This is a genomic window from Erythrobacter ramosus (genome assembly GCF_009828055.1).
Lineage (GTDB): Bacteria > Pseudomonadota > Alphaproteobacteria > Sphingomonadales > Sphingomonadaceae > Erythrobacter > Erythrobacter ramosus.
This window is the reverse complement of sequence record NZ_WTYB01000001.1, coordinates 991,371-1,008,830: the sequence shown is the minus strand read 5'-3', so window position 1 is coordinate 1,008,830 and position 17,460 is coordinate 991,371. Positions and strand designations below refer to the sequence as shown.

The following is a 17,460-nucleotide window of genomic DNA, read 5'->3' as shown; positions in this document are numbered from 1 at the left end:
CTCAGACCGTCCCGGTATCGAGCCAGCGCGCCAGCTTTTCCGCAATGGCGCGGAACGGCGCGGCGGTCTCGTCATCACCGGCGGCGGGAGGATTGCCCTGGTCGCCCGCGATCCGCGTGGCCAGCGTCAGCGGCACGCGGCCAAGGAACGGGATTTCGAGCGCAGCGGCGAATTTCTCGACCCCGCCCGAACCGAACGGGTCGCTGATGTGGCCGCATTCCGGGCAGCAATAGCCTGCCATGTTCTCGACCAGCCCGATGATCGGCACCTCGCCCTGCTCGAACAGCTGGCCCGCGCGTGCGGCGTCGATCAGCGCGAGATCCTGCGGGGTGGACACCAGCACCGCGCCATCCGGGCGATGGGCCGACAGCATCGAAAGCTGCACATCGCCGGTGCCGGGCGGCAGGTCGATCAGCAGCAGATCGGTATCACCCCAATCGGCATCGACCAGTTGGGTGAGCGCCTTGCCGGTCATCGGCCCGCGCCATGCCAGCGCCTTGCCCGGAGCGACGATGTGCCCCATCGACAGCACCTTGACGTTATAGGGGCTGTCGATCGCCACCAGTTGCGAGCCATCGGGGGTCGCCCCAGGCTTGATGCCTTCGGTCTTCAACAATTTGGGCTGCGAGGGACCGTAGATGTCGCCGTCGATCACGCCGACCTTGCGGCCCATCCGGGCGAGCGCCACCGCGAGATTGGTGGTCAACGTCGACTTACCGACCCCGCCCTTGCCCGATCCCACCGCAATCAACCGCCGCCGCCGCCGCTCACCTGTCAGCGCGATCCGAACTTCGTCGATTTCCGCCAGCGGAATGAGTGCGGCGGTGATGGCCGCTTCCAGCTCCACGCGGGCGGCATCGGACAGGTCACCGGCCTCGGCCACGATCACCGCACGGCGCGCAACGATCCGGGCGGAGCGCAGCCGATGGTTGATTTCCGGGGTCAAGGCGGCACGGATCAGCGCCTCTTCGGCAGCGGGCTGGCGGGGTTCTTGGGGTGACTTGTCCATTTCGGCACGCCTCTACCACCAAATTCACGCAGCGAACCCCTGTTTTTCGCCAGAACGCGTGCCTATAAACACCTTATGCAAAGATTAGACGGCTGGAGAGAACGACTTGGCGCTGGCCTTAAAGGCTTCGCCATGGCTGGCAAAAACAACCCCTGGGGCGGCGGCGGAAGCGGCGACGAACCCGGCGGGGATGGGCCTGCGGGCGATGGCGGTGCAGGCGGCGGTGGCGGCGGCCCGCGCAACCCGTGGCTGCCCGGCGGTGGTGAACCCGGCAAGCGGCGTTCGGCCAGCATTGAGGACATCTTCAAGAGCCGTGGACCCGAAGGACCGCGCCGCGCAGGCGGCGGTGGCGGCGGCGGCCCGACATTCCGGCTGCCCGAGCGTCCCGATGGCAAGAGCTGGGCGCCCGTTATCATCGGCGGGATTGCGGTGGTGTGGGCCGCGGTGACGAGTTTCCACTTCATTCAGCCCGGCGAACAGGCCGTGGTCACATGGCTGGGCGGCAAGTATTCACACACGCTCGAATCTACCGGCTTCACCGCGCCCTGGCCGATCCACATGGTCGAAAAGGAAAATGTGACGCAGGTCCGGCTTGAAGAAGTGCCCGGCACGAAGACCGAAAAGCTGATCCTGACCGGCGACCAGAACCTCGTTGATCTAAGCTATCTGATCCGCTGGAACATCTCCGATCTGACGCTTTACAAGTATCAGCTCAACGATCCGCGCAATGCGCTGCTTGAAATCGGCGAGGCCGCGATGCGTGCTGCCGTGGCGCGGCAGAAGCTCGATAGCGTGCTGACCGGCGCCGGCCGGGCCGAGATCGAACAGGACGTGAGCGCCGCCATGCAGGCCCGGCTTGATGCCTATCGCTCCGGGATCAAGGTGCAGGGCATCGAAATCAACAAGGTCGATCCGCCGAGCCGCGTCGAAGAGGCGTTCAAGGACGTCTCGTCCGCGCAGCAGGATGCCGACGCCGCGATCAACCGTTCGCGCGCCGTGGCGCAGCAAACCCTCGCCCGCGCGCAGGGTGATGCCAGCGAATTCAACGATATCTACGAGGAATACAAGCTCGCGCCCGAAGTGACGCGTCGCCGCCTCTATTACGAGACCATGGAGCAGATCCTGTCCAAGACCGACAAGACCATCGTCGAAGGCGGCAATGTGACGCCGTACCTGCCGCTGCCAGAGCTGAAGCGCCGTGCGCAGACGCCTCCGCCGCCGCCGCAGGGGGAGTAAGGACATGACCAACCTGTTTCAGACCTACAAGCCGTTCGTCATTGGTGCGATCGTGGTGGTTGTGGCGCTGCTCTCCAGCGTGGTGATCGTGCCTGAAACCCATCAGGGCGTTGTGGTGCAGGCCGGTAAGCCGGTGCGGACGTTCAACCAGTTCCGCCCCGATGTGCCCTATGGCCAGACCGGGGCGGGATTGCAGCTGCGCATTCCGTTTATCGAAGAAGTCCGGATGATTGACCGCCGGGTGCTCGATCTCGACATGGAGCGCACGCAGGTGCTCTCCAATGATCAGCAGCGCCTGCAAGTCGATGCCTATGCGCGCTACCGCATCATCGATCCGGTCAAGCTGGTCAAAAGCGCTGGCTCCGAAAGCCAGCTCGAATCCCAATTGCTGCCGATCCTTACCTCGGTGCTGCGGCAGGAGCTGGGGCGCAGGCCGTTCTCGGCGCTGATCAATGCCGAACGCGGGACGGCGATGACCAACATCACCGCCACGCTCGACAAGCAGGCGCGGAATTACGGGGCGCAGGTGCTCGACGTGCGGATCAAGGCGGCTGACCTTCCCGAAGGCCGACCGCTCGATGCCGCCTTCACGCGGATGCAGACCGATCGTGAGGAAGAGGCGACCACCATCCGTGCCGCCGGTCAGCGCGATGCGCAGATCATCCAGGCCGAAGCCTCGGCTGAAGCAGCGCGTATCTATGCCGATGCCTATGGAAAAGACCCGAAGTTCTACGACTTCTACCGCGCCATGGAGAGCTACAAAAAAACCTTCCTGCAAGGTGAGGGGCAGAGCACGATGGTGCTGTCGGAGGACAGCGAATACTTCCGCCAGTTCAAGGGTGACCGCTGAGCAATCGACCAAGCGCCAACAAGCGGCGCTGAACGTCGCAGGTGTTCAATCGGCGTTCAGCCCACAAAGGGGCATTTGGGGCGCGAAACCGGCCCATGTGGTCGGCCCCGACAACGGCTTTCAGGAACGCTGCGGTACCCCTGCGCATTCCTGCCAAGAATAAGGACCATGAGGACGTGAACAAAGTGCGCTATGTATACGGACTGACGAGCGCGTTGCTGGTGGGCGGCGCTGCCATTTCGCTGATCACCGGCTCGCCATTGGGCGCGCAGGTGGCGCAGAACGATGATGCGGTGATGGACCGCGTCGTGCCGGTCGCCGGCGCTCCGGCCAGCTTCGCCGATCTGACGGCGCAGTTGCAGCCCGCCGTGGTCAACATCGCCACGCGCCAGCGGGTCGAGGTCGCCAACAATCCCTTCGCGGGCACGCCCTTTGCCGAATTGTTCAACCGCCGCGGCGGCGGTGAAGGCGGCGGCCAACCGCAAACCCGTGAGGCACAGTCGCTGGGTTCGGGCTTCATCATCTCGGCCGATGGCTATGTGGTCACCAACAACCACGTGATTTCGCCGCCCGATACCCGGGCGAAGCTGGAATCGATCACTATCACCCTGCCCGATGGCACCGAATACGAAGCCGATCTGGTCGGCGCGGATGCGGCCTCGGACCTCGCGGTGCTCAAGATCCGCGCCAACCGCACCTTCCCGTTCGTCCGCTTCGGAGATTCGAGCGCGGCGCGCGTGGGTGACTGGGTGGTCGCAATCGGCAACCCCTTCGGCCTTGGCGGCACGGTCACCAGCGGGATCATCTCGGCGGTGTATCGCAACACCGGTCAGGGCGGACCCTATGACCGCTTCCTCCAGACCGATGCCAGCATCAACCGCGGCAATTCGGGCGGCCCGCTGTTCGACATGCGCGGCAACGTGATCGGCATCAACAACGCGATCTTCTCGCCTTCGGGCGGCAGTGTCGGGATCGGCTTTGCGATCCCCGCGGAAATCGCCGCGCCGATCGTGGAAAAGCTGCGCGAAGGCCGCGAGATTGAGCGTGGCTATCTCGGCGTCGGCCTTGCGCCGATTGACGAGGATTTTGCCGCCTCGCTCGGCCTGCCCAAGCGCCGCGGCGAGCTGGTGCAGACCGTGCAGGACGATAGCCCGGCCGCGCGAGCAGGGCTGAAGCCCGGCGATGTCGTGACCAAGGTCAATGGCAAGGATGTGACCTCGGATCAGACCGTGTCCTTCCTCGTCGCCAACCTCCAGCCGGGTGCCAAGGTGCCGGTCGAACTGCTGCGCAGCGGCGAGAAGCTCGCTCTCAGCGTCACGCTCGGCAAGCGCCCGCCCGAAGCGGAGTTGCTGCAACAGGGCCAGACCTTCGATCCTGACGCTGAAGAGCCGATGGCTCCCGGAACTTCGGACAGCACCATCGAACAGAAGCTCGGTATGCAGGTGACCCCGATGACAGCGGCCATCGCCCGCTCGCTGGGCGTGCCCGCCGATACCAAGGGCGTGGTGATCGCTGCGGTCGATCCCAACTCGGATGCGGCGCGCAAGGGTCTGCGGCGCGGGGACATTATCCTCTCGGCCAATTACCAGCCGACCGCCACGGTCGAGGAATTGCTGGCACAGATCACCGCGGCAACGACTGAAAAGCGTGAGGCCCTCCTGCTGCGCATCCAGCGCCGCACGCAGCCCCCCGCCTTCGTGGCGGTGCGGATCCGCTAATCGGCATCAACACTGCATAACGCCAAACGAAGAAGTCGCCGGGATCAGCTCCCGGCGCCTTTTTTCATGCGCAGTCGGCTTATTCGCCCGGCTTGATGGCCGGTTGCGGCGGCGGCCGGCGTGGTTCGCGCGGGGGTCGCTGGCTCTGCTGCGGCAAGGCCCCGCCTGTGGCTTCCTCGAGGAAGTCCTGGCTGGCGGCAGGCGGTGCATCCGGCCCGCGCTCATCCTCAGGGCCGAACTCATCGCGGCCCGGCTGGATCATGTTGCCCTGCTCGTCGATGTAGTAATAATCATCGGGCTCACCGAACATCGCTTCGGCATCCGGCTCCAGCTGCCATTCCGGCAGTTCGAGCGTGACATCGAATTCCTCGACCGGGCGGCTCTTGACGGCATAGCGCATGTAAGAGGCAAAGGCCTGCGCCGGAGCGCGCCCGCCTTGCAGGCCCGGCACGGCCTTGGCGTCATCGCGGCCCATCCACACGCCGGTGGTGATGCCGCTGGAAAAGCCGATGAACCAACCGTCCTTGTTCGAGGATGTGGTGCCGGTCTTGCCCGCCACTGGTCGCCCGATCTGCGCCGCGCGGCCCGTGCCGGTCTGCACCGCAGCTTGCAGCAGATCGGTGATCCCGGCGACCACGTAGTCGGGCACAACCGGCGATCCGGGCGATGCTTCGCGCCGATAAAGCACCTCGCCGCTCGCGCCGGTCACCTTGGTGATGCCATAGGGTTCGATCGCGACGCCCTTGGCCGCGATCCCCGCGAAGGCCTGCGTCATCTCGATCACCCGCATCTCGGACGCGCCGAGCACCATTGATGGGTTGGTATCGACCTTCGAATTCACCCCGAACCGCCGCGCCATCGACGCGACTGTGCCGAAGCCGACTTCATTGCCCAGCTGGGCGGCGACGGTGTTGATCGAATAGGCAAAGGCGGTGCGCAGATCGGTCTCGCCGACATTGCGGCCGTTGGAATTGCGCGGGCTCCACCCGTCAATCGTCACCGGGGTGTCGTTGACCTTGTCCTCCGGCTTGTAGCCGGCCTCCAGCGCGGCGAGATAGACAAACAGCTTCCACGCCGAGCCCGGTTGGCGCATCGCCGTGGTGGCGCGATTGAAATTGCTCGCGACGTAATCGGTGCCGCCCACCAGCGCGAGGATCGCCCCGTCGCGGTCAAGGCTGACCAGCGCGCCCTGTGCGCCCTTGGGGGTATTGGCCTCAATCGAAGCGGTTGCGGCGCGCTGCATCCCAATGTCGAGCGTCGTCCACACCTCGATCGGTTCGTAGGTTTCGGGCAGGATGATATCGAGCTGCGGCAGCACCCAATCGGTGAAATAGCGCACCGAGTTCTGCCCGGCCTGCTCCTTCAGCTGCACCGCGCTGACATCGACCTGAGCCTGATCAGCGGTGATGTAGCCCTGCTCTCGCATCAGTTCGAGCACCACCTGCGCCCGGTCCACTGCGGCCTGGACATCGGCGGTCGGGGAATACTGGCTCGGCGCCTTGACCAGCCCCGCGATGATAGCGGCTTCCTCGACGCTGAGTTCATTGGCGGGGTGGCTGAAGAATTTGCGGCTCGCCGAATCGATCCCGTAAGCGCCGCCGCCGAAATAGACCTTGTTGAGGTACAGCTCGAGGAGCTCCTCCTTCGAGAACTTCCATTCCAGCGCCATCGCCAGCACCGCTTCGCGCGCCTTGCGGTCGAGCGAACGGTTGTTGTTGAGGAACAAGTTGCGCGCGAGCTGCTGCGTGATGGTCGAGGTGCCGCCAAGCCGCGCGCGCGAGCCGGTGACGCCCTCGAGCAGCGCACCCGTCAAGCGGACCGGATCGACCCCGAAATGCGAGCGGAAGCGCTTGTCTTCCACCGCGACCATCGCGTTGGTCATGTTTTCGGGGATGTCGTCATACTTGAGCCAGTCGCCGAAACTCGGCCCGATCTCGACCAACTCGCGCCCGTCGCGCGCACGGATGACGATGGTCTGGCCCGGCTGGGTCGCCTGCAAGGTGCTGTAACTTGGAAGGGATTGCGCAGCAAAGCCGACCGCAAAGGCGAGGAAGATGAGGCCCAGCACCGCCAGCCCAACGCCCCACAGGAACAGCCGCTTCAGCCACAGCTTCCAGCGCGAGCGCGGCGCGCCGCCGCCGCCGCCGCCATCGGGCGCAGTCGAACGATCCGTCGCTGCCTTGCGCGTCCCGCGTACGCCCTTGTTCTGCAACCGCTCACCCTGTTTCGACATCGCTTGCGCCTAATCTGGTCCCCACCGCTGACACGTGGGACGCGCGCCCATGCATAGGCAAGTTGTAACCGGGGGTGAACCCGGGTTTACGGTGCTCTCCCCCATCAACGGCGGACTGCCTCAGCCTTCAGCCGGAGTGAAGATCAGCGCAGCCGAATTGATGCAATAGCGCAAGCCCCCTTGTTCAGGCGGGCCGTCAGGGAACACATGGCCGAGATGCCCGCCACACTTGCCGCAGCGCACTTCGGTGCGGACCATGCCGTAACTGACATCGCGGTGCTCCTCGATCACCTCGTCATCGGCGGGCTTGGTGAAGGCGGGCCAGCCGCAGCCGCTGTTATACTTGGCGGTCGAGTAGAACAGCTGCGTCCCGCAGGCGGCACAGTGGTACTCGCCCTCGTCGTAGAACTTGTCGTACTCGCCGGTGAAGGCGCGTTCCGTCCCGGCCTCGCGCAACACATGGTACTGCATCGGGTCGAGCTTCTCGCGCCATTCGGCATCGGTCAGCGTGCGGGGATCGTCGGCCATGTTCTCACCTCTCTCGGTGACACTATATCGGTTCATCAAAGATGAACCGCAAGGCCCGACCGGCCGCCGGCAGCGACGCGGCCTTCAGGTCGCGTGAGCGAGGACCCTATGAATCAAGTAAAGCGTAGTGCGGCGGCGGCTTGATCGTCTCCATCCGCTCGGTCAGCAATGGACGGAAGCTAGGGCGGCTCTTGAACACCGCATACCAGCCGCGCGATTGTTCGTGCCCCGCCCAGTCGATCCCGCCAAGGTAATCCGCGACCGAAATCTGCGCCGCTGCCGCGAGATCGGCGAGGCTCATGGTGGAGCCTGCCACCCACGGGCGGTTGTCGATCAGCCAGTCGAGATAATCGAGATGCCCATGCGCCATCTTCATCGCATTGCGCAGTGCGCCGCTATCAGGGGGCTGGCGCAAGATGCGCTTCTTCATGCGTTCAGACAGCAGGGGGGCGGTGACATCGGCGTAGAAATTCTCGTCGAACAGCGCGACCAACCGGCGGATTTCGGCGCGCTGGGTGGCGGTGCCGTTGATCATCGGATTGCGATCGACCGTTTCCTCGAAATATTCCGCAATCGCGCGGCTATCGGGGATGGTGATGTTCTTTTCGGCATTGACGATCACCGGCGTGCGTCCGGCCGGGTTGAGGTTGAAGAACATGTCCGACGCCGCCCAAGGATCCTCGCGCGCCAGATCAAAGGGCACGTTCTTTTCGCTCAACAGCAGCCGAATCTTGCGGCTGAAGGGGCACAACGGGAATTGATAGAGGAGCCACATAAGGCGCTTAGCTGTGCCGCATTTTGCGAGGCAAATCCAGCGCGCGGCACCACTAACGGGGGACGGATCAGATTCCGGAGGATTCGAGTAAAACCAGGCACGAGGGTATGACCTTTTCCGTCTCTTGGCTGTCCCACAAGGCCTGGGCTTCAGCGCTTATCAGGCGGCTGATCCCGTCCCGGTCCAGCCCGGTCCGATCCATCACCTGCGCCAGCACACGCACGAAAAATTCTCGCCCGCGCGCTTCGATGGGCGGCCATTTCTGTGCCGCAGCATTACCTTTGGCCTGCCCATCGGCCAGAATTGCAAAAGCGGCGGCGCAGCGCAGCAGCGCGCGGTCTTCCTGCGACAGCGGCGCGGGTTCGGATGTGGCAGGGGCCAGAGCGGGGGCAGGGCCGGGAGCGGATTGCAACGCCAGAGCGGCGGCGAGGAGGGGCGTAAGCATGGCGCATCCTATGCCCTGCAATATGAACGCGGCGCTACCGAAATCCGCTCCGAAATGCCGATTGCGGGCAGGCGAATTCCGTCCTAATCCGCAACCTGTCCTATGAGAGGAGACAGATTTCCATGTTCAGTCACATTATGGTCGGCACCAATGACTTCGACCGCGCTAAGGCGTTCTATGACGCGGTGCTGGCAACGCTCGGCGCCGGGCCGGGCAACATCAACGAAGCTGCCACCGGCCACAAGCGCGCCTTCTGGTTCCACAATGGCGGGATCTTCGCAATCAGCCAGCCGATCAACAACGAACCTGCCGCCTGCGCCAACGGATCGACCATCGGCTTTGCCTGTGACAGCCTTGAGCAGGTGCAGGCGTTCCACGACGCAGCGGTTGCCGCTGGCGGCACCTCGATCGAAGACGCGCCCGGCCCGCGCACGGGCGCGATGGGGACGCTGAACCTTGGCTATGTGCTCGATCTCGATGGTCACAAACTGTGCATGCTACACCGCGCGGGGTAGAGCGTAGTTTCCACCTTTCCCCGCCCCGGGCTTGACCCGGGAAGGGGGAGGTCAGCGGCTTAATTCGAATACCGCAAACTCGGCGCGCCAGTTAGCTGCTGGCGCGCCGATTTGTTTTTCATTGGCGAAGAACCACGCGCGCTCGATGGTGGCACCCTTCATCCGCGCAAGCTCGCGGAAATCCTCGACTGTAACGTGGTGGATGTTCTCGGTCTCGTACCAGCTCACCGGCAGTGCGCGCGTGACCGGCATCCGCCCGCCGAACATCAGCGCCGCGCGCGTGCGCCAGTGGGCGAAATTGGGGAACGAGACGAACGCCCGCCGCCCGACGCGCAGCAACTCGTCGAGGATCAGGTCGGGCCGGGTCGCGGTCTGAAGCGTCTGGCTGAGGATCGCGTAATCGAACGCCTTGTCGGGATAGTTCGCCAGATCGAGATTGGCGTCCCCCTGGACCACGCTGAGGCCGCGCGACACGCAGCGTTCGACCAGTGCGCCGTCCAGCTCCATCCCGCGCGCATCGCAGCCGCTCACGGCTTCCAGCTCCGCCATGAGCGCGCCGTCACCGCAGCCGATATCGAGCACGCGGCTACCGGGGGCGACATGAGCGGCGATGGCGGCGAGATCGGGGCGAAGCTGAGAAGTGGGGGGGGTCATTCAACAAACCCCTTCACCACCCGGTCAAGCTGGTCGTGCTCCAGCAGGAAGGAGTCGTGTCCGTGCGGCGCACTGAGTTCCACGAAACTGACCTTCGCCCCCGCCGCATTCAGCGCGTGGACGACGTGGCGGCTTTCGGCGGTGGGGTAGAGCCAATCGGTATCGAAGCTGACAATGCAGAACCGCGCCTGCGTCCCGGCAAAGGCATTGGCAAGTCTGCCGCCATGCTCTTCCGCGATGTCGAAGTAGTCCATCGCGCGGGTGATGTAGAGGTAGCTGTTGGCATCGAACCGGCGGGTGAAGCCGCTGCCTTGATAGCGCAGGTAGCTTTCGACCTGGAACTCGGCATCGAAGCCGAAGCCCTTGGCCTCGCGGTCCTGCAACCGGCGGCCGAACTTTTCGGTCAGGCCCGCTTCCGAAAGGTAAGTGATATGCGCCGCCATCCGCGCCACGGCGAGACCGTTGTCGGGCTTCGCGTCGCTCGCGTAGTAATTGCCCTCGGCCCAAGCGGGATCGGCCATGATCGCCTGACGGCCGACCTCGTGAAAGGCGATGTTCTGCGCCGAGTGGCGCGCGGTGGACGCGATCACCAGCACCCGCGCCGCGCGCTCGGGCCAGTTGGCGGCCAGGCTCAGCGCCTGCATCCCGCCCATCGACCCACCGACCACGGCGTGCAATTTCGCGATCCCCAAACCGTCAAGCAAGGCGACAATCCCGCGCACCATGTCGCGGATTGTGATGACGGGGAAGCGCATCGCATAGGGCTCGCCATCGGGGGCGATACTGGCCGGCCCGCTCGATCCCATGCAGCTGCCGATGACATTGGCGCAGATCACGAAATGACGATTCGTGTCGATCGGTTTGCCGGGGCCGACCATCCGTTCCCACCAGCCGGGCTTGCCGGTGATCGGGTGCGGGCTGGCGAGATATTGGTCGCCCGTCAGCGCATGGCACACCAGCACTGCGTTCGAAGCATCCGGCGCGAGCGTGCCGTAAGTCTCGTAGGCGATTGCGGCACGCACCAGCACCTGACCGCTGTCGAGCGGCAAGGCGTGGGGGATGGCATAGACCTGAGATATCGGGGCGGCGTTCATACAGAATTGCTGCGAAAGCGGAAAAACAGCCCTTCGACAAGCGTGAGCCACGCGGTAAGGGGTATTTTTTCCAAAATCCGTTCGTGCTGAGCTTGTCGAAGCACTGCCTTTTCTTCAAGCGGCGCATCACCATGACAATGGCAAGACCCCAACCCAAACCCTGGATCAGCGAGATCCACGCCTATGTGCCGGGCAAGTCGAAGTCGGCGAGCGGGAAGCCGCTCACCAAGCTGTCGGCCAATGAGAACCCGCTCGGCTCCAGCCCGGCGGCGCTGGCCGCGCTGGCTGAAGGGCATGTGGCGGCGGACTATCCCGATCCCGATGCGCGGGCGCTGCGCGAGAAGATCGCCGCAGTGCACGGCCTCGATCCCGACCGGATCGTGTGCGGCACGGGCTCTGGTGAGCTGCTGCACTGCGCAGTGCAGGCGCTGGCCGGGCCGGGGGACGAAGTGCTGGCCTCGCGCTACTCCTTCTCGCTCTACCCGCTGCTGGCGCAGAAGATCGGAGCGACCCCGGTGTTTGCTGATCCCGAGGGCTACGCCGCGAGCGTCGACAATCTGCTTGCCGCCGTCACGCCCGCCACCAAGGTCGTGCTGCTCGACAACCCGAACAACCCGGTCGGCAGCTTCCTGCCCCCATCTGAAGTCGCGCGGCTCCACGCGGGCCTGCCGTCCGACGTGCTGCTGATCGTTGACGAGGCTTACGGCGAGTATGTCGATCCGGCCCTGCAACAGGCGGCGTTTGACTTCGCTGCGCGGTATGAGAACGTGCTGGTCAGTCGCACCTTCTCCAAGGCCTATGGCTTGGCGTCGGAGCGAGTCGGCTGGGTGACCGGGGCGCCGCACCTGATCGATCTGGTCAACCGGCTGCGGGGCGCGTTCAACGTCTCGGTCAGCGGGCAGAAGGCCGCGCTGGCGGCGCTGGGCGATCAGGACTTCGTGCGCGCCAGCCGCGAGCACAACACCGCCGAACGCGCGCGTCTGGCCGACGCCATCGCGATGCTCGGCAACCACGGCCTCTCCGCCTCGCCCAGCGAAGCCAACTTCCTGCTGGTGCATTTCGAAGGCGAAGTGAGCGCGACTGAGGCGGTCGAGGCTTTGTCCGAGGCCGGTTACGCCGTGCGTCATCTGCCGGGCCAAGGCCTGCCGAACGCGGTGCGCATCACCATCGGCAAGTCGGACGACATGACCCGCGTGATCGCTTGCCTGCGCGCCTTGTGCGGGGAAGTGGCATGACCATCACCCGCGTCGCCATCATCGGCCTTGGCCTGCTGGGCGGCTCGATTGGGCTGGCGGTAAAGGCGCGCGACCTCGCCATCGCCACCACCGGCTGGGATCGCGACCCATCGGTGCGCGAGCGAGCGGCGGAGCGCGGGTTGGTGGGCACGGTATGCGAGCGCGCCGAGGACGCCGTCACCAACGCCGATCTCGTCATCCTGTGCGTCCCCGTCGGCGCGATGGGCGATGCGGCGCGGGCGATTGCGCCGGGCCTCGCGCCCCATGCGATCATCAGCGATGTCGGCTCGTCCAAGGAAGCCGTCGCCTCCGCACTGGCCGAGGCGCTGCCGGGCGCTTGCATCATCCCTGCACACCCTGTCGCAGGCACCGAACAGAGCGGGCCCGATGCCGGGTTCGCCACCTTGTTTGCAGGCCGCTGGTGCATCATCACCCCGCCCGATGGTGTCGACCCCGCCGCGCTCGAAGCCCTCTCGGACTTCTGGACCGCGCTCGGCTCCAAGGTCGAGCTGATGGACGCCGCCCACCACGACCTCGTGCTCGCAGTGACCAGCCACATCCCGCACCTCATCGCCTACACCATCGTCGGCACCGCCAGCGATCTGGAGGACGTGACCCAGAGCGAGGTCATCAAGTACTCCGCCGGGGGCTTCCGCGATTTCACCCGCATAGCCGCGTCCGACCCCGTCATGTGGCGCGACGTGTTCCTGACCAACAAGGGCGCGGTGCTGGAGATGCTGGGGCGCTTCACCGAGGATCTCACCGCGATGCAGCGCGCGATCCGCTCCGGCGATGGCGACGCGTTGTTCGACCTCTTCACCCGCACCCGCGCGATCCGGCGGCAGGTGATCGAACAAGGGCAGGACGACGAGCGGCCCGATTTCGGGCGCCAGCACCCAGACTAGCTCAGCAGAAACATCCCCGAGACGAGGATCATGACCGCCGTTGCCGCCCAGCCGCCGAACTTCAGCAGCGGGGGCAGGGTCAAGCGGCCCATGACCTTGGGATTGCTCGCCGCCAGCATGGTCATCACCATCAGCGGCGGGGCCAGCAGGCCGTTGATCACCGCCGTCCAGTAAAGCGCCTGCATCGGATCGATGCCGATGAGGTTGAGCGCCACCCCGCCCAAAACTGCGACGACAATCGCGCCATAAAAGGCCTTGGCCTCATGCGGCTTGCGGTCCAGTCCCTCGGTCCAGCCGAAAGTCTCGGACAGGGCATAGGCCGCAGAGCCCGCCAGCACTGGCACGGCCAGCAAGCCGATGCCGATAATCCCCACGGCAAAAAGCAGGAAGCTCAAATCCCCCGCGATCGGACGCAGCGCGCTGGCGGCGGCATCGGCGGAGGTGATTTCGGTGATCCCGTTGGCGTGGAGCGTGGCGGCGGTGGCGATGACGATGAACAGCGCGGTGACGCTCGTCACCCCCATACCGATCAGCGTATCGGTTCGCATCCGCTTGAGCCCCGGGCCCGCTGCGCGCGGGAATACGCCCAGGGGATGGGTGTGCAGGCGGTGCTGTTCCTCCACTTCCTGTCCGGCCTGCCAGAAGAACAGGTAGGGGCTGATCGTCGTGCCCAACGCCGCGATCACCGCCATCGCAGTTGGCCGGTCAAAGCTCAGCTCCGGCACCAGCACGCCCCGCATCACCTCGCGCGGGGAGATATCCGCAACGAAGGGCACGAGGATATAGGCAAGCAGCGACAGCGCCGACCACTTCAGGATGCGCGTGTAGAGCGAATAGGCGACGAACACTTCAAGCAGCACCGAAATGCCGCCGAACAGCACGACATAAAGCATGGTTGGCCCCGGCAGCAGCAGATTGAGCGCAGCCGCCATCGCACCAAGGTCCGCGCCGAGGTTGATGGTGTTGGCGATCAGCAGGAGCATCACGGCAAACCACAGCACCGGGCGCGGATAGTGGCTCTTCAGGTTGTGGGCGATGCCGTGCCCAGTCACCGCGCCGATGCGCGCGCAGATCAACTGCGTGGCGACCAGCAGTGGGTAGCTGAACACCATGATCCATGCGAGGCTGAAGCCGAACTGCGCGCCGATCTGGCTATAGGTGCCAATACCACTCGGATCATCATCCGCAGCACCGGTGACCAATCCGGGCCCGAGCACTTCGCCCCATGTGCGCGCATCGGCTTCAGTGTGCCGATCGTCGGTGTGCTCGTCCCCGGCGGTCACGGGTGCGATGGTCCCGGATCAGGCCTGTCCGGATTCAAAATATTGATCGCCGCGTGCACCTGCGCTTCGATCTCCTCGCGCGGAAGGCCTGCGGGGATCTTTGCGCCGACCTTGTAGGTGATCCGGCCCGGCCGCTTGACCAGATGGTGATAGGCCGCGCCGCTATCCACTGCGATCGGCACCACCGGCAGGCGCAGCAGCTTGTAGAGGCCCGCAAACCCCGCTTGCAGCGGCGGGCGGGTGCCGTGGGCGACGCGGGTGCCTTCGGGGAAAATCACCAGCGGGCGGCCCTCGTCCACGCGCTGTTTGGCCAGTGCCAGCATTGCGCGCAGCGTCTTGGCGCCCTTGTCGCGTGCCACCGGGATCAGCCCATAGGTCCGCGCTGAATAGCCCCAGCCGGGAATGGCGAAAAGCTCCTGCTTGGCGAACACCGCCGGGAGCGTGAACAGGCGCGGGGTGTCGATCGCTTCGAAAAAGCTCTCATGCTTGACCGCGATCAGCACCGGGCCATCGGGCAAGGCGCCGTCCAGCACCACCTCGATGCCGAGCAGATTGCGGACGCACCACAGGTGCCAATACCCCCAGCGCTCCACAATTGGTCCGAGCCAGCGGCGCTGGGCGACCACGGCCACCACTGAAGCAACCACCATCAACGCGCTGCCCCCGTAGAACAGCACGTAGAACACGGCAGAACGCAGGGCCGCCAGCAACCAGGTCAAAGGTCAGCCAGACCCGCCGCACGGCTAGCGATCAACTTGTGATATTCGAGGAACAGCGTGCCGAGATCGGGCTGTGAGGGCACGGCGTCACGGATCACGGTGACATGATCGGGCAGCGTCCGGTCCAGCTCGCCCGCCGCGCGGCGCATATGCCAATCGGTTGTCACCAGCCGAAGCGAGCGAACCTCTTTCTGCGCGACCCATTTGGCCGTTTCGGCGGCGTTGCTGCGGGTATCGACCGCCGCGAAGCCCAATGTGACGCAGCACGCCATCTCGGCCGGGGAGACGCCGAATTCGGCAGCGAATTCGCCCGGGCGCACTTCGCGGTCGACACCGCTGACCAGCATTGTGTCCGCCAGCCCCTTGTCCAGCACCTCCAGCCCGCGCGCGATCCGCCCCGGCCCACCGGTGACGACGATCACCGCATCGGTGGTCACGGCCTTGGCCACGGGCTTGGGCAGGGCCACGGCAAACCACAGGAAGCCGATCGCCCACGCCAGAAACATCAAGGAGAATACGCGCCGGATCATGGGTCTGAGCCTAAAGCATGTCGCGCAAGGCAAGCGCAATGGTGATCCGTGCTGTCACCAATGCCAGCACCACCCCGATCAGCGGGATCATCGCGATCACCACCCAATCGGTCAGCCCCAAACCGCCGCTGCCGACCATTCCGCTGTCGAGCGCGGCGAATTGCTGGCCGAGCAGCCACACCGCGCCAACGCCCAACCCTGCCCCTGCAATCGCGCCGAACACCGCCTCGCGCAGGACATCGCGCAAGAACACCGCCGCCATCTGCTTCTCACTCGCACCGAGCAGGTGCATGATCTCGACCGTGTCGCGCGCACCGGCAAAGGCATTGCGCGCCGCCAGCCACACCGCCGCTGCAGTCGCCAGCGCGACCAGGGCAATCAGGCCGAGCGCGAGATATTGCATGGCCAACAGCGCATCATAAACCGGGCGCAGGAAATCGCCTTGGGCATCGACCCGCGCACCGGGGACTTGGGCGGCCAGCGCAGCCTCGATCCGCGTGATGTCCGCGCGGCTGGCGCTGCCGGTCAGCTCGACATCGATCAGCGCCGGGATCGGCACGTCATTGCTGGTCGCCCCTTCGCCGAGCCAGGGTTCGAGCAAGGCGACCAGCTCCGCCTCGGGCACCAGCCGCACGGACTGCACGCCTTCGATCCGGGTCAGCACCTTGACCGCCGCCGCGCCGCGCTCGGCCCGCAGATCGGGGTTGGGCTCGATCACCTGCACGCTCACCGCGCTGGACAGATCGGCCCGCGCATTGGTGGCAAGGTTGCGCAGGGCGAGGCCGCCCGCTGCGGCCATCACCACCAAGGCGATCAGGATGGCAATCACCCACGGGATCGGCCCGGTCAGCCGCGTCGGGGGCAGGAGCCGCGCCGCCGCGCGTCCACGCGGGCGGACCGGTGCGGGCTTGACCTCCTCGGTCTCGGGCTCGGTGGGGAGCGGGGGATGCGTGCTCACTCCGGTTCGCCTCCACCCGGCGAAACCGCGCGCGGCGGATAGCGCAGCGCGCCGGTGGGGTCGGACAGCTGGCCTTTGTGCAGCCGCATGATCAGCGAATCCGGCACCTTCTTGAGCAGGTGGACATCGTGGGTCGCCACCACCACGGTCGTGCCGACGCGGTTGTTGAGGGATTCGAACAAGCGCAGCAGCTTCAGGGCCATGTCGGGATCGACGTTACCGGTCGGCTCGTCGGCAATCAGCATCTTGGGCCGAACGATCACCGCGCGGGCGATGGCGACGCGCTGCTGCTCCCCGCCCGACATGGTCGGCGGCACAGCATGGGCGCGGTGCGATAGGCCAACCCAATCGAGCATGTCGCCGACCGACTTGACCACCTTCTTCTCGTCGGTCCCCGCCAGCCGCAGCGGCAGCGCGACATTGTCGAAGGCGGTGAGATAGGGCACCAGCCGGAAGTTCTGGAACACGACCCCTAGCCGCCGCCGCAGCTCCGGCAAGCGTTCGCGCGGCATGGTGACCAGATCCTGCCCGAACATCCGGATCGCCCCGCGCGATGGCCGCTGCGCCAAGTAGAGCAGCTTCAGCAGCGAAGTCTTCCCCGCCCCGCTCGCGCCGGTGAGAAAGTAGAAGCTGCCGGGATAAAGCGTGAAGCTGAGATTGCTCAGCACCTCGGGATCGGTGCCGTAGCGCAAGCCGACATTGTCGAATTTCACTTGTCCGGCGAGACGATCATTCATGTCGCGCACCTATCAGGGGGGCAGGCACGGGGGAAG

At 65.5% G+C, this 17,460-nt stretch carries 18 protein-coding genes; 6 read left to right on the top strand and 12 right to left on the bottom strand.

Going from position 1 to position 17,460, the window contains the following annotated elements; genetic code table 11:
- Nucleotide 1: 1 nt before the first annotated feature.
- The gene (locus GRI59_RS05115; protein ID WP_237440668.1) at nt 2-1,009 is read right to left on the bottom strand and encodes an Mrp/NBP35 family ATP-binding protein; all 1,008 of its coding nucleotides are present in this window, start codon (nt 1,007-1,009) and stop codon (nt 2-4) included.
- A 132-nt stretch (nt 1,010-1,141) separates the two neighbouring features.
- On the opposite strand from GRI59_RS05115, the gene hflK reads away from it, so the two are divergent.
- The 3 genes from hflK to GRI59_RS05100 all read left to right on the top strand — a co-directional run bounded on the left by hflK (nt 1,142) and on the right by GRI59_RS05100 (nt 4,813).
- Complete coding sequence (gene hflK / locus GRI59_RS05110; protein ID WP_160760077.1) at nt 1,142-2,245, top strand: protease modulator HflK; 1,104 nt, start codon at nt 1,142-1,144, stop codon at nt 2,243-2,245.
- 4 nt (nt 2,246-2,249) lie between these two features.
- The gene (gene hflC, locus GRI59_RS05105; protein WP_160760076.1) at nt 2,250-3,095 is read left to right on the top strand and encodes a protease modulator HflC; all 846 of its coding nucleotides are present in this window, start codon (nt 2,250-2,252) and stop codon (nt 3,093-3,095) included.
- Nucleotides 3,096-3,271: 176 nt separating this feature from the next.
- Nucleotides 3,272-4,813 (top strand): Do family serine endopeptidase, encoded by a 1,542-nt coding sequence (locus GRI59_RS05100; protein WP_160760075.1) that lies wholly within the window; start codon nt 3,272-3,274, stop codon nt 4,811-4,813.
- A 79-nt stretch (nt 4,814-4,892) separates the two neighbouring features.
- Here GRI59_RS05100 and GRI59_RS05095 read toward each other — a convergent pair whose 3' ends face one another.
- From GRI59_RS05095 to GRI59_RS05080, 4 genes are all read right to left on the bottom strand, one after another.
- Nucleotides 4,893-7,046: a transglycosylase domain-containing protein gene (locus GRI59_RS05095; protein WP_160760074.1), complete on the bottom strand. Its 2,154-nt coding sequence runs from the start codon at nt 7,044-7,046 to the stop codon at nt 4,893-4,895.
- A gap of 120 nt (nt 7,047-7,166) precedes the next feature.
- Nucleotides 7,167-7,574, bottom strand: coding sequence for a peptide-methionine (R)-S-oxide reductase MsrB (gene msrB / locus GRI59_RS05090; RefSeq protein WP_160760073.1), 408 nt, complete (start codon nt 7,572-7,574; stop codon nt 7,167-7,169).
- Between the two features lie 106 nt (nt 7,575-7,680).
- Nucleotides 7,681-8,349, bottom strand: coding sequence for a glutathione S-transferase family protein (locus tag GRI59_RS05085; RefSeq protein WP_160760072.1), 669 nt, complete (start codon nt 8,347-8,349; stop codon nt 7,681-7,683).
- 67 nt (nt 8,350-8,416) lie between these two features.
- The gene (locus GRI59_RS05080) at nt 8,417-8,794 is read right to left on the bottom strand and encodes a hypothetical protein (RefSeq protein ID WP_160760071.1); all 378 of its coding nucleotides are present in this window, start codon (nt 8,792-8,794) and stop codon (nt 8,417-8,419) included.
- Nucleotides 8,795-8,916: 122 nt separating this feature from the next.
- On the opposite strand from GRI59_RS05080, the gene GRI59_RS05075 reads away from it, so the two are divergent.
- Entirely contained in the window at nt 8,917-9,309 is a 393-nt protein-coding gene (locus GRI59_RS05075; RefSeq protein ID WP_160760070.1) for a VOC family protein, read from the top strand.
- Nucleotides 9,310-9,360: 51 nt separating this feature from the next.
- Here GRI59_RS05075 and metW read toward each other — a convergent pair whose 3' ends face one another.
- Both metW and metX read right to left on the bottom strand, forming a co-directional pair.
- Complete coding sequence (gene metW, locus GRI59_RS05070; RefSeq protein ID WP_160760069.1) at nt 9,361-9,963, bottom strand: methionine biosynthesis protein MetW; 603 nt, start codon at nt 9,961-9,963, stop codon at nt 9,361-9,363.
- Entirely contained in the window at nt 9,960-11,057 is a 1,098-nt protein-coding gene (gene metX, locus GRI59_RS05065; protein WP_160760068.1) for a homoserine O-acetyltransferase MetX, read from the bottom strand. Before metX ends, metW begins: the two co-directional genes overlap by 4 nt.
- A 137-nt stretch (nt 11,058-11,194) precedes the next feature.
- Here metX and GRI59_RS05060 point away from each other — a divergent pair, with 137 nt between their 5' ends.
- Both GRI59_RS05060 and GRI59_RS05055 read left to right on the top strand, forming a co-directional pair.
- Nucleotides 11,195-12,292 carry a pyridoxal phosphate-dependent aminotransferase gene (locus tag GRI59_RS05060; RefSeq protein ID WP_160760067.1) on the top strand — a complete coding sequence of 366 codons (1,098 nt, stop codon included), beginning with the start codon at nt 11,195-11,197 and terminating at the stop codon, nt 12,290-12,292.
- Entirely contained in the window at nt 12,289-13,197 is a 909-nt protein-coding gene (locus GRI59_RS05055) for a prephenate/arogenate dehydrogenase family protein (protein ID WP_160760066.1), read from the top strand. Before GRI59_RS05060 ends, GRI59_RS05055 begins: the two co-directional genes overlap by 4 nt.
- On the opposite strand, the gene GRI59_RS05050 is transcribed toward GRI59_RS05055, so the two are convergent.
- Genes GRI59_RS05050 through ftsE form a run of 5 tightly spaced genes read right to left on the bottom strand, consistent with a single transcriptional unit; the run spans nt 13,194 to nt 17,424 of the window.
- A complete protein-coding gene (locus GRI59_RS05050; protein ID WP_160760065.1) occupies nt 13,194-14,480 on the bottom strand; it encodes a divalent metal cation transporter in 1,287 nt (428 codons plus the stop codon). The two genes, GRI59_RS05055 and GRI59_RS05050, sit on opposite strands and share 4 nt — an antisense overlap.
- A complete protein-coding gene (locus tag GRI59_RS05045; RefSeq protein WP_237440667.1) occupies nt 14,477-15,199 on the bottom strand; it encodes a lysophospholipid acyltransferase family protein in 723 nt (240 codons plus the stop codon). Before GRI59_RS05045 ends, GRI59_RS05050 begins: the two co-directional genes overlap by 4 nt.
- Entirely contained in the window at nt 15,196-15,729 is a 534-nt protein-coding gene (locus GRI59_RS05040; protein ID WP_160760064.1) for a YdcF family protein, read from the bottom strand. Before GRI59_RS05040 ends, GRI59_RS05045 begins: the two co-directional genes overlap by 4 nt.
- Before the next feature lie 10 nt (nt 15,730-15,739).
- A complete protein-coding gene (locus GRI59_RS05035) occupies nt 15,740-16,687 on the bottom strand; it encodes an FtsX-like permease family protein (RefSeq protein WP_183363509.1) in 948 nt (315 codons plus the stop codon).
- On the bottom strand, nt 16,684-17,424 hold the full coding sequence (gene ftsE, locus GRI59_RS05030) for a cell division ATP-binding protein FtsE (protein ID WP_160760063.1): 741 nt from the start codon (nt 17,422-17,424) through the stop codon (nt 16,684-16,686). Before ftsE ends, GRI59_RS05035 begins: the two co-directional genes overlap by 4 nt.
- Nucleotides 17,425-17,460: the final 36 nt, after the last annotated feature.

Coding starts and splice junctions, on each gene's coding strand:
- GRI59_RS05115 (WP_237440668.1), bottom strand. CDS start 1,009: ATGGACAAGTCACCCCAAGAACCCCGCCAGCCCGCTGCCGAAGAGGCG.
- hflK (WP_160760077.1), top strand. CDS start 1,142: ATGGCTGGCAAAAACAACCCCTGGGGCGGCGGCGGAAGCGGCGACGAA.
- hflC (WP_160760076.1), top strand. CDS start 2,250: ATGACCAACCTGTTTCAGACCTACAAGCCGTTCGTCATTGGTGCGATC.
- GRI59_RS05095 (WP_160760074.1), bottom strand. CDS start 7,046: ATGTCGAAACAGGGTGAGCGGTTGCAGAACAAGGGCGTACGCGGGACG.
- msrB (WP_160760073.1), bottom strand. CDS start 7,574: ATGGCCGACGATCCCCGCACGCTGACCGATGCCGAATGGCGCGAGAAG.
- GRI59_RS05085 (WP_160760072.1), bottom strand. CDS start 8,349: ATGTGGCTCCTCTATCAATTCCCGTTGTGCCCCTTCAGCCGCAAGATT.
- GRI59_RS05080 (WP_160760071.1), bottom strand. CDS start 8,794: ATGCTTACGCCCCTCCTCGCCGCCGCTCTGGCGTTGCAATCCGCTCCC.
- GRI59_RS05075 (WP_160760070.1), top strand. CDS start 8,917: ATGTTCAGTCACATTATGGTCGGCACCAATGACTTCGACCGCGCTAAG.
- metW (WP_160760069.1), bottom strand. CDS start 9,963: ATGACCCCCCCCACTTCTCAGCTTCGCCCCGATCTCGCCGCCATCGCC.
- metX (WP_160760068.1), bottom strand. CDS start 11,057: ATGAACGCCGCCCCGATATCTCAGGTCTATGCCATCCCCCACGCCTTG.
- GRI59_RS05060 (WP_160760067.1), top strand. CDS start 11,195: ATGGCAAGACCCCAACCCAAACCCTGGATCAGCGAGATCCACGCCTAT.
- GRI59_RS05055 (WP_160760066.1), top strand. CDS start 12,289: ATGACCATCACCCGCGTCGCCATCATCGGCCTTGGCCTGCTGGGCGGC.
- GRI59_RS05040 (WP_160760064.1), bottom strand. CDS start 15,729: ATGATCCGGCGCGTATTCTCCTTGATGTTTCTGGCGTGGGCGATCGGC.
- ftsE (WP_160760063.1), bottom strand. CDS start 17,424: ATGAATGATCGTCTCGCCGGACAAGTGAAATTCGACAATGTCGGCTTG.